We start from the raw sequence: 11462 nt of genomic DNA, 5'->3' as shown, positions 1-11462 counted from the left end.
CGATAGCAGGGTGTCAGTCAACGCATGCAGTGACTGACCCACAGCTATCGGGGGCAAGCCCCCTCCCACATTTTTTTGGTGCCTTTCAGGCGGCGAGTTTGCCGCTGGCGATGGCGGCTGAAGCGGCCACCATCGCGCGCAACAGCACCGCACAGCCTGCCGCCAGGTCATCCGGTGCCGCATTCTCGATTTCGTTATGGCTGATGCCACCTTCGCACGGCACGAAGATCATCCCCGCCGGGCCCAGTTCGGCGACGAAAATCGCGTCGTGCCCTGCCCCGCTGACGATGTCCATGTTCGACAGGCCCAGGCCATTCGCCGCATCGCGCACAGCATCCACGCAACCTTTATCGAAGTAGAGCGGCGGGAAGTCGGCGGTGGGTTCCATCTCAAAGCTCAGGCCGTGTTTGGCGCTGGTGTCCTCAATCACCTTGCGCACCTGGGCAATCATCGAATCCAACCGCGCCGGTTCCAGATGACGGAAATCCAGGGTCATGCGCACTTCACCGGGAATCACGTTGCGTGAGCCAGGATAGGCCTGCAGGCAACCGACGGTCCCGCAAGCATGCGGCTGATGCCCCAGCGCCGCCGCATTGACCGCCGCCACCACCGCCGCCGCGCCTACCAGGGCGTCCTTGCGCAGGTGCATCGGCGTCGGCCCCGCATGCGCTTCAACGCCGCGCAGTTTCAGGTCGAACCACTTCTGCCCGAGGGCGCCGAGCACCACGCCGATGGTTTTCTTCTCATCCTCAAGAATCGGCCCCTGTTCGATATGGGCTTCGAAATACGCACCGACCTTGTGCCCGCTGACGGGACGCGTACCTGCGTAGCCAATCGCATTCAGCGCATCGCCCACGCTGACGCCGTCCACATCGACCTTGGCCAAGGTATCGGCCAGGGTGAATTTTTCGGCAAACACCCCAGACCCCATCATGCACGGCGGGAAGCGCGAACCTTCCTCGTTGGTCCACACCACCACTTCCAAGGGCGCTTCGGTTTCGAGCTTGAGGTCATTGAGCGTGCGCAGCACCTCCACCCCCGCCAGCACGCCAAAGCAGCCATCGAACTTGCCGCCTGTAGGCTGGGTGTCGATATGGCTGCCGGTCATCACCGGCGGCAAGTTGGGATTGCGCCCAGGGCGGCGCGCGAAAATATTGCCGATGCCATCAACGGTCACGGTACAGCCGGCGTCTTCGCACCATTGCACGAACAGATCGCGGGCCTTGCGATCGAGGTCGGTGAGGGCCAGGCGGCACACGCCGCCCTTGGGCGTGGCGCCGAGTTTGGCCAGGTCCATCAGCGACTGCCACAAACGGTCGCGGTTGATGTACTGATGGGTCGATTGCAGAACGTCGAGGGCAGCGTTCATGGGGATCTCCTCAGGCTGTATTTCTTATGAATTGACTTTGACGACTACCGGGCTGATTCCGCGCTTGGCATTCAAGCCGTAATACAACAACCCGCCCAACGCCGAACCGGTAAACCAGCCGTAGCTGTAGAACCAGCTGAACGCATCGCTGCCCAACGACAGCAAGGTCAACACCACCGGCACGCCAAAGGCGACAAAGCCACTCCAGTTCCACGCCGGGTACACGTCGTCGCGGTACAAACCGGCCAGGTCCAGTTGCTGTTTGCGAGTGATGAAGTAGTCCACCACCATGATCCCGGCGATTGGCCCCAGCAAGCTCGAATAGCCCAGCAACCAGTTGGAATACACCGTCTCCAGGCTCACGTCCGAGACGATCAGCCCAAGCTTTTTCAGCAGCTCATGGGCCATCAACGCCAGCCCGACCAGGCCGGTGAGGATCACCGCCGTGGTGCGGTTGATCAGCTTGGGCGCGATGTTCTGGAAGTCGTTGGTGGGCGAGACAATGTTCGCCGCCGTGTTGGTGGACAAGGTGGCGACGATGATCAACGCCATGGCCACGGCGACCCACACCGGGCTCTGGATATGGCCGATCAAGGTGACGGGGTCGGACACGCTGACGCCCACTAATTTCACCGAGGCGGCGGTCATGATCACGCCCAGGGCCGCGAACAGGAACATGGTCAGCGGCAGGCCGAAAATCTGCCCGAGGATCTGGTCCTTCTGGCTTTTGGCATAACGACTGAAGTCAGGAATGTTCAACGACAAAGTGGCCCAGAAGCCCACCATCGCGGTAAGGCCGGCCATGAAGTAACCGGTGAGGCTGGCACCTTCGGGGCGTTTCGGTGGAATGGCCATGAGCTCGCTGAGGGAGACATTGGGCATCGCCCACACCAGCAAACCAATGCCCACCGCCACCAGCAGCGGCGCCGACAGGGTTTCCAGGCGCTTGATCGACTCGGCGCCGCGCAGCACCACCCACAAATTCAGGGTCCAGAAAATCATGAAGCCGATCACTTCACCGGTGCCGCCGAGGGACTTCCAACCGTCGAAAATCGAGCCCAGGAACAGGTGAATCGCCAACCCGCCGAACATCGTCTGGATACCGAACCAGCCACAGGCTACCAGCGCGCGTATCAGACACGGCACGTTGGAGCCGAGGATGCCGAACGACGAGCGCAGCAACACCGGGAACGGAATCCCATACTTCGTGCCGGGGAAGGCGTTGAGGGTCAGCGGAATCAGCACCACGATATTGGCCAGCAGGATCGCCATCAGCGCCTCGCCCACCGACAAACCGAAGTACGCCGTGAGTACCCCGCCCAGGGTGTACGTGGGCACACAGATCGACATACCGACCCACAGCGCGGTGATGTGCCACTTGTTCCAAGTGCGTTCATGCACCTTGGTCGGTGCCATGTCGTGGTTGTAGCGAGGGCTGTCGAGGACGTCGGGGCCGGCGTCGAGTTCGTACAGGCCGTTGCGTTCTATGACTTGCGATCTGTTCTGTTGCATGGCCGCTCCACGGTTTTTTCGAATTATTGTTGCTCATCCCACGCTTTACGCAGGATGGCCGGAGTACCTCGTTGACAACACGACATCACGGGCCCGGCCAGCCGCCACTGCACTCAATAATCGTGCCGACCACTGACCTTCAACCCGCACCGCTTATATAACGTGCTGATGTTAATCAGCTTTCCAATTGAGCCTGCGGTACTTGCCGCGCTACTCAGGCTAAATAACGCGAAAGTTGTCCGAACCCTCAGGGCTCAATCTGGTGCATCACAATTATTTTTATTTACCGCGCCCGTCAAGCGGCATATCTCAAGCGTCTGATTTGCAATAAGAAATGTTGCTCATATTGAGAACCTGTCAAGTGCGTCAAAATGGTGAGCGCTCGCTACATTTTGGTGATTTTCAATTTTTATTCATATAAATCAACAAGTTAATATCTATATAAGCTTATAAAAAATATTCTTGCTCATTCTAAAAACTCGGTCTAGTTTCTATTCCTGTCACCGATGACAGGTTTATGGACCCCACGGTGAACAGCATGACAACACTTAGAACTGGCACAAGCCGGTCAAGCCTTGTGAGGAACTCGACATGTCGCTGTTGATCCGTGGCGCCACCGTTATTACCCATGATGAAAGTTACCGCGCCGATGTTTTATGCGCAGGCGGTCTAATTCGCGCCATTGGCACGGACCTGGATATTCCCGCCGGCACTGAGATACTCGACGGCAGCGGCCAATACCTGATGCCCGGCGGCATTGACCCGCATACCCACATGCAATTGCCCTTCATGGGCACCGTGGCCAGTGAAGACTTTTTCAGTGGCACCGCAGCAGGCCTGGCGGGGGGCACCACCTCGATCATCGACTTTGTGATCCCCAACCCGCAGCAGTCCTTGCTGGAAGCCTTCCACCAGTGGCGCGGCTGGGCGGAAAAGTCCGCATCCGACTACGGCTTTCACGTGGCGATCACCTGGTGGAGCGAGCAGGTGCGCGAAGAAATGGCCGAGCTGGTCAGCCACCACGGCATCAATAGTTTCAAGCACTTCATGGCCTACAAGAACGCGATCATGGCCGCCGATGACACCCTGGTGGCCAGCTTCGAACGCTGCCTGGAACTGGGCGCGGTGCCCACCGTGCATGCGGAGAACGGCGAGCTGGTGTATCACCTGCAACGCAAGCTGATGGCCCAGGGCATCACCGGGCCGGAGGCCCATCCACTGTCGCGTCCCTCCCAGGTGGAAGGCGAAGCGGCCAGCCGCGCGATTCGTATCGCCGAGACCCTCGGCACGCCGTTGTACCTGGTGCACGTTTCAACCCGGGAAGCCCTGGACGAAATCACTTACGCCCGGGGCAAGGGCCAGGCGGTGTACGGCGAAGTGCTCGCCGGCCACCTGTTACTGGATGACAGCGTCTACCAGCATCCCGACTGGCACACCGCGGCCGGCTATGTGATGAGCCCGCCGTTCCGCCCACGCGGGCACCAGGAAGCGCTGTGGCATGGCCTGCAATCGGGCAACCTGCACACCACCGCCACCGACCATTGCTGCTTCTGCGCCGAACAGAAAGCCGCCGGCCGCGACGACTTCAGCAAGATCCCCAACGGCACCGCGGGGATCGAAGACCGCATGGCGCTGCTTTGGCACGAAGGGGTCAACACCGGGCGCCTGTCGATGCAGGAGTACGTCGCGCTGACCTCCACCAACACCGCGAAGATCTTCAACCTCTACCCACGCAAAGGCGCGATCCGCGTCGGCGCCGATGCCGACCTGGTGCTGTGGGACCCCGAGGGCACCCGCACCCTTTCAGCCAAGACCCACCACCAGCAAGTGGACTTCAATATCTTCGAAGGCAAGACCGTGCGCGGCGTGCCGAGCCACACCATCAGCCAGGGCAAGCTGGTCTGGGCCGATGGCGACCTGCGCGCCGAGCGCGGTGCCGGGCGCTATGTGGAACGGCCGGCGTATCCGTCGGTGTTTGAACAGTTGAGCAAGCGGGCGGAGTATTCCAGGCCGGTGGCTGTGAAACGCTGATACCGCTATCGGGGGCAAGCCCCCTCCCACATTGACTGCATTTTGTCTGAAGGAATGCAGTCAAGTGTGGGAGGGGCGGTGCGACGATTCGACTTGCCCCCGATGAGGCCAGTACAGGCAACAAAAAAACCAATGCCCATCAGAGGCAGCACCTCAATAACCGTGAGGCCAACACCGTGATCCAGACCCTGAGCCACCTCCCCCATCCCCCTGAAGACGGGGCCACCCTCGCCAGCCATTTCACCGACCTGGCACCGCCCCTCACCGCCCGGCAAGCGCAACTGGAAGCCTCGCGCTGCCTGTATTGCTACGACGCGCCGTGCGTGAATGCGTGCCCCAGCGAGATCGATATCCCCTCGTTCATCCGCAATATCCACACCGACAACGTCCAAGGCGCAGCGCAGAAAATCCTCTCGGCCAACATCCTTGGCGGCAGTTGCGCACGCGTCTGCCCCACCGAGATCCTGTGCCAGCAAGCCTGCGTGCGTAACAACGCCGAAGAATGCGCGCCGGTGCTGATCGGCCTGTTGCAGCGCTACGCCATCGACAACGCGCACTTCAGCGAACACCCGTTCCAGCGTGCCGCGCCCACCGGCAAGCGCATCGCCGTGGTCGGCGCAGGTCCCGCAGGGCTCGCCTGCGCCCATCGCGCCGCCCTGCACGGGCATGACGTGGTGATTTTCGAAGCGCGGGAAAAGGCCGGCGGCCTGAATGAATACGGGATCGCCAAGTACAAGTTGGTGGATGACTTCGCCCAGAAGGAACTGGAGTTCCTCCTGCAAATCGGCGGCATCGAGATTCGCCACGGCCAGCGCCTGGGCGACAACCTCACCTTGAGCGAACTGCACCAGCAATTCGATGCGGTGTTCCTTGGCCTGGGCCTGGCCGCCAGCAAACACCTCGGCCTGCCCCACGAAGACGCCCCCGGCCTGCTCGCTGCCACCGACTACATCCGCGAGTTGCGCCAGGCTGACGACTTGACCCAACTGCCCCTGGCCGACCGTTGCATCGTGCTCGGCGCCGGCAATACCGCCATCGACATGGCCGTGCAAATGGCCCGCCTCGGTGCGCGCGACGTCAACCTGGTCTACCGCCGAGGCCTGGCGGACATGGGCGCGACCCAGCATGAGCAGGACATCGCCAAGGCCAATCAGGTGCGCCTGCTGACCTGGGCCCAACCCGAAAAAGTGCTGCTGGATGACCAGGGCCACGTCCGCGGCATGCGCTTCGCCCGCACTCGCCTGGAAAACGGCTGCCTGCAACCCACCGGAGAGACCTTCGAATTGGCCGCCGATGCGATCTTCAAGGCCATTGGCCAGGGCTTCGATAACGAGGCGCTGCACGACCCCCTGGCCCAACAACTGCAGCGCGTCGGCGCGCGTATCTTCGTCGATGAACAGCTGCGCACCAGCATCCCCGGCGTATATGCCGGTGGCGACTGCGTCAGCCTCGGCCAGGACCTCACCGTGCAAGCGGTACAACACGGCAAGCTGGCCGCCGAAGCCATGCACGCCCAACTCATGCTTAACGTGGAGGCTGCGTAATGGCCGATCTCTCGATTGTATTCGCCGGAATCAAGGCCCCCAACCCGTTCTGGCTGGCCTCCGCGCCGCCCACCGACAAAGCCTATAACGTGGTCCGCGCGTTTGAAGCGGGCTGGGGTGGCGTGGTTTGGAAAACCCTGGGTGAAGACCCGGCGGCGGTCAACGTGTCGTCGCGTTACTCGGCGCACTACGGCGCCAACCGCGAAGTGCTGGGCATCAACAATATCGAGCTGATCACCGACCGCTCCCTGGAGATCAACCTCAGGGAAATCACCCAGGTGAAAAAGGATTGGCCGGATCGCGCGCTGATCGTGTCGCTGATGGTGCCGTGCGTTGAAGCATCCTGGAAAAACATCCTGCCCCTGGTAGAAGCCACCGGCTGCGACGGCATCGAGCTGAACTTCGGTTGCCCCCACGGCATGCCCGAGCGCGGCATGGGCGCGGCGGTGGGCCAGGTGCCAGAGTATGTGGAACAGGTGACGCGCTGGTGCAAGACCTATTGCTCACTGCCGGTGATCGTCAAGCTCACGCCGAATATCACCGACATCCGTGTGGCGGCGCGGGCGGCCTATCGCGGCGGTGCGGACGCGGTGTCGCTGATCAACACCATCAACTCCATCACCAGCGTGGACCTGGAACGCATGGTCGCCCTGCCGATGGTCGGCACCCAGAGCACCCACGGCGGTTACTGCGGCTCGGCGGTCAAGCCGATTGCCCTGAACATGGTCGCCGAAATCGCCCGCGACCCGCAGACCCAAGGCCTGCCGATCTGCGGCATTGGTGGCATCGGCAACTGGCGCGACGCGGCGGAATTCGTCGCCCTCGGCTGCGGCGCGGTGCAGGTGTGCACGGCGGCGATGCTGCATGGGTTTCGCATTGTGGAAGAGATGAAGGATGGATTGTCACGCTGGATGGACAGTCAGGGTTACACCAGCCTGCAAGAATTTTCCGGGCGGGCGGTGGGCAACACCACGGATTGGAAGTACCTGGACATCAACTATCAGGTCATTGCCAAGATCGATCAGGAGACGTGCATTGGCTGCGGGCGTTGCCATATTGCCTGTGAAGATACGTCGCACCAGGCCATCGCCAGTTTGAAACAGGCGGACGGCACCCATCAGTACGAGGTGATCGACGACGAGTGCGTGGGTTGCAACCTGTGCCAGATCACCTGCCCGGTGGCGGATTGCATCGAGATGGTACCGGTGGACACCGGCAAGCCGTTCTTGAATTGGACGCAGGATCCGCGTAATCCCTACCGGGAGGCGGTGTAGTCCTGTAGACCGCTATCGGGGGCAAGCCCCCTCCCACATTGAGCGCATTATGTCTGAAAGAATGCGATCCACTGTGGGAGGGGGCTTGCCCCCGATGAGGCCCTCAGCCTCACCACAAGACTCAAGGCTCCAACCCAATCCCGCGCAAAATCACACTGGTCACCGTCTGGATCGCCTTCTCGAACTGCATATCCGACAACGGCTGGTGATCATTCAAAATCTTCACCTGGTGATCAAAGTCGGCATAGTGCTGGGTCGATGCCCAGATCATATACAGCAGGCTCGACGGCTCCACCGGCAGGATGCGTTTGTCTTCCACCCACTGGCGAATCTTCGCCTCCTTCATCTTGGCCCAGTCGTACAGGCTTTCATCCAGCGCCTCACCGAGGGTCGGCGCGCCATGGATGATCTCGTTGGCCCAGACTTTCGAGCCATAGGGCCGCGTGCGCGAGCGCTGCATCTTGGCGCGGATGTAGCTGCTGAGCACCACCCGCGGGTCATCGAAGGTCTCGAAGCTCAAGGCGTCCTGCTTCCACACCTCCAGCAGATCGAACAGCACGGCGCTGTACAGCTCGCTCTTGGTGCTGAAGTAATAATGCAGGTTGGAACGTGGCAACTGCACTTCTTCAGCGATATCGGCCATGGCGGTGCTGCCATAGCCCTTTTCGGCGAAGACCTTCTCCGCCGCCAGCAGGATTTTTTCGACGTTGACCCGGCGAATTCCGATCTTGTGATTGCCCATAAGGGCTCCCTGACAACAACATGGGCTAAAGACTACCATCGGCTCTAGACCGCGGCGACAGGCCGCAATGAAAGTTCTTACCTTCACCTTCCCCACGGATATTGGATTGGTTAGGATCGCGGTCCCTATCCAGGATCATTCCCATGCCTATTCGACCTCGCGTACCCGCCGACGACCCGTTGCTGGGCGCCCTGTGGGAGCGCTCGGTACGCGCCACCCATGACTTCCTCCCCGAGGACGATATCCAGCGTTTACTGCCCCTGGTACGCGACACTTACCTGCCGATGCCTGCCCTTGATGTCTGGGTGTATGAAGATGAACAGGGTATTGCCGGTTACATCGCCACCGGCAGGAACAATGTAGAAATGCTGTTTATCGACCCTACGCGCCGCGGCCAGGGTATCGGCCGCCAGCTACTGGACCATGCCCGTGCGCGCCATGACACCTTGACCGTCGACGTCAACGAGCAGAACCCCCAGGCTGTGGGTTTCTACCTGCACTATGGTTTTATCCAGGTCGCGCGCTCGCCGCTGGATGGCGAAGGCAAACCGTTTCCCTTGCTGCACATGGCTTTACCGACTCCTCCCACTGAAGGTACGGAACAATGCTGATCAAGAAAACCCTAACCGCCGTCGCCCTGCTCGCCTCCCTCGGCGCCTCGGCGGCGTTTGCCCACGCCCACCTCAAAAGCTCGGAGCCGGCCGCCGACAGCACCGTCGCCGCACCGAAGGACTTGCGCCTGACCTTCAGCGAAGGCGTCGAAGCCACCTTCACCAAGGTGTCCCTGAGCAAGGACGGCACCGAAGTGGCAATCAAGGACCTGGCAACGCCAGACGCCGACAAGAAAACCCTGGTGGTGACGCCCGCCGCCCCGCTGGCGGACGGTCACTACAAAGTGGTGTGGAACGCAGTCTCGGTCGATACCCACAAGAGCAATGGCGAATACAGCTTCCAGGTCGGCCAATAACCCATGGCAACCCTGCTGGTGCTGTGCCGCTTTGTGCATTTCATCGTCGTGCTGCTGATGTTCGGGGCCTGTGTATTCAGGCCCTGGCTCCTGGGCGCTGAACCGCAGGCGGTGCTGGACCGACAAGTGTTGCGCATCACTCGTGGGCTGGCCTGGACGGCCCTCGCGTCGGGGGTGATCTGGTTACTGTTGATTACCGCCAGCATGGCCGGTTCATGGCCGGCGGCGTTGGAACTGTCGACCGTGCAGTTGGTGCTGGGCAAGACCTTTTTTGGCCAGGTGTGGACCTGGCACCTGATGTTGAATGGGCTGCTGGTCATCGCCCTGATGACCGCGTGGAAGGCCCCGCGCCTGCCGTTGATCACGCTGCTGCTGATGACCCTGGCCCCGGTCGGCCATGGCGCCATGCTCGATGGGCTGAGCGGGCAGCTGTTGATCCTCAACCAGGTGGTGCACCTGATGTGCGTCGGCGCATGGTTGGGGGGGTTATTGCTGCTGGTATTGATCCTCAGGCAGCCACACGGTGTTGAGCTGGCGCCGGTCCTGCGTCGTTTCAGCGGCGTCGGTTATGGCCTGGTCGCGGGCTTGCTGGTGACCGGCCTGATCAATGTGCGCGTACTCACCGGGCAGCTGTGGCCCACGCCGTTGTTCAGTGGTTTTGCGCTGATTCTGTTGATCAAGGTGATGCTGGTGCTGGGCATGTTGGCGCTGGCGCTGCTGAACCGGTTGCGCCTTGATAGCTGCGAACAGCGGCTGGGCAGCCTGAAGGCCAGCGTGATGCTGGAATGGCTGCTCGGTGTTTGCGCCGTCGCCGCCGTTTCACTCCTTGGCACCCTGCCTCCCATGGTCCTGGCGGGCTGAATGTGGGAGGGACGGTGCGACGATTCGACTTGCCCCCTCCCACATTGACACTGCCCGCTCTGGATCAACCCACACGCAGTCATCGTATAACTTCTGCTTGACACCCCGCAAAAACCCCGCAAATATCCGCCCCAACGTTGTACGACGACGTATAACAAATAATAAAAACAACAAATGAAAGGGAGCATCACTGTGAGTCAATTCGCCCGCTATTCTTCCGCGCGTCTCAGTGTTATCGGCCTCGGCAGCCTGGCCTTCACCCTGCCCCTCATCGCCCACGCCGAAGGTTTTGTCGACGACGCCAAGGCCACGCTCAACCTGCGTAACGCCTACTTCAACCGCAATTTCACCAACCCGAGCAACCCTCAGGGCAAGGCCGAAGAGTGGACGCAGAGCTTTATCCTCGACGCCAAGTCCGGCTTCACCCAAGGCACTGTCGGCTTCGGGATCGATGTGCTGGGCCTGTACTCACAAAAGCTCGACGGCGGCAAAGGCACCGGCGGCACCCAGTTGCTCCCGATCCACGATGACGGCCGCCCCGCCGACAACTTCGGGCGCCTGGGCGTGGCGTTGAAGACCAAGCTGTCGAAGACCGAATTGAAGGTGGGCGAATGGATGCCGGTGCTGCCGATCCTGCGTTCCGACGACGGCCGCTCGCTGCCACAGACCTTCCGTGGCGGTCAGGTGACGTCCAGCGAAATCGCCGGCCTGACCCTCTACGGCGGGCAGTTTCGCGGCAATAGCCCGCGCAACGACGCGAGCATGGAAGACATGTTCATGAACGGCAAAGCCGCATTCACCTCCGACCGCTTCAACTTCGGTGGCGGTGAATACAGCTTCAATGACAAGCGCACCCAGGTCGGCCTGTGGTATGCCGAACTGAGCGATATCTACCAGCAGCAATACCTCAACCTGACCCACAGCCAACCGCTGGGCGACTGGACCCTGGGCGCCAACCTCGGCTTCTTCAACGGCAAGGAAGACGGCAGCGCCCTGGCCGGCGACCTGGACAACAAGACCGTGTTCGCCCTGCTTTCGGCCAAGTACCAGGGCAACACCTTCTATGTCGGCCTGCAAAAGCTCACCGGCGACAGCGTGTGGATGCGGGTCAACGGCACCAGCGGCGGCACCCTGGCCAACGACAGCTACAACTCCAGCTACG

General features: G+C 61.2%; 10 protein-coding genes. 7 read left to right on the top strand and 3 right to left on the bottom strand.

The features are described from left to right. Positions 1–85: 85 nt before the first annotated feature. Positions 86–1369, bottom strand: coding sequence for a Zn-dependent hydrolase (locus ACODSV_RS34480; RefSeq protein WP_454844113.1), 1284 nt, complete (start codon positions 1367–1369; stop codon positions 86–88). 24 nt (positions 1370–1393) lie between these two features. Continuing rightward, a complete protein-coding gene (locus tag ACODSV_RS34475) occupies positions 1394–2881 on the bottom strand; it encodes an NCS1 family nucleobase:cation symporter-1 (protein WP_150055858.1) in 1488 nt (495 codons plus the stop codon). 591 nt (positions 2882–3472) lie between these two features. Here ACODSV_RS34475 and hydA point away from each other — a divergent pair. The 3 genes from hydA to preA all read left to right on the top strand — a co-directional run bounded on the left by hydA (position 3473) and on the right by preA (position 7730). Further along, positions 3473–4912 carry a dihydropyrimidinase gene (gene hydA / locus ACODSV_RS34470; protein WP_102624294.1) on the top strand — a complete coding sequence of 480 codons (1440 nt, stop codon included), beginning with the start codon at positions 3473–3475 and terminating at the stop codon, positions 4910–4912. Between the two features lie 176 nt (positions 4913–5088). Next, positions 5089–6456, top strand: coding sequence for an NAD(P)-dependent oxidoreductase (locus ACODSV_RS34465; protein ID WP_024076293.1), 1368 nt, complete (start codon positions 5089–5091; stop codon positions 6454–6456). Continuing rightward, entirely contained in the window at positions 6456–7730 is a 1275-nt protein-coding gene (gene preA / locus ACODSV_RS34460; RefSeq protein ID WP_024076294.1) for an NAD-dependent dihydropyrimidine dehydrogenase subunit PreA, read from the top strand. The genes ACODSV_RS34465 and preA overlap by 1 nt, the downstream gene beginning before the upstream one ends. Before the next feature lie 121 nt (positions 7731–7851). On the opposite strand, the gene ACODSV_RS34455 is transcribed toward preA, so the two are convergent. Next, positions 7852–8472: a TetR/AcrR family transcriptional regulator gene (locus ACODSV_RS34455; protein ID WP_150056262.1), complete on the bottom strand. Its 621-nt coding sequence runs from the start codon at positions 8470–8472 to the stop codon at positions 7852–7854. Between the two features lie 143 nt (positions 8473–8615). Here ACODSV_RS34455 and ACODSV_RS34450 point away from each other — a divergent pair, with 143 nt between their 5' ends. From ACODSV_RS34450 to ACODSV_RS34435, 4 genes are all read left to right on the top strand, one after another. Beyond that, positions 8616–9083 carry a GNAT family N-acetyltransferase gene (locus ACODSV_RS34450; RefSeq protein ID WP_150056261.1) on the top strand — a complete coding sequence of 156 codons (468 nt, stop codon included), beginning with the start codon at positions 8616–8618 and terminating at the stop codon, positions 9081–9083. Next, positions 9077–9439 (top strand): copper homeostasis periplasmic binding protein CopC, encoded by a 363-nt coding sequence (gene copC / locus ACODSV_RS34445; RefSeq protein ID WP_150056260.1) that lies wholly within the window; start codon positions 9077–9079, stop codon positions 9437–9439. Before ACODSV_RS34450 ends, copC begins: the two co-directional genes overlap by 7 nt. 3 nt (positions 9440–9442) lie before the next feature. Further along, entirely contained in the window at positions 9443–10300 is an 858-nt protein-coding gene (gene copD, locus ACODSV_RS34440) for a copper homeostasis membrane protein CopD (RefSeq protein ID WP_150095497.1), read from the top strand. 192 nt (positions 10301–10492) lie between these two features. After that, a partial coding sequence (locus tag ACODSV_RS34435) for an OprD family outer membrane porin (protein WP_489078408.1) occupies positions 10493–11462 on the top strand: 970 nt, incomplete at its 3' end.

The organism is Pseudomonas sp. FG86 (assembly GCF_057808775.1).
The sequence above is the reverse complement of the archived record's forward strand: the minus strand, read 5'-3'. Positions and strand labels throughout refer to the sequence as shown.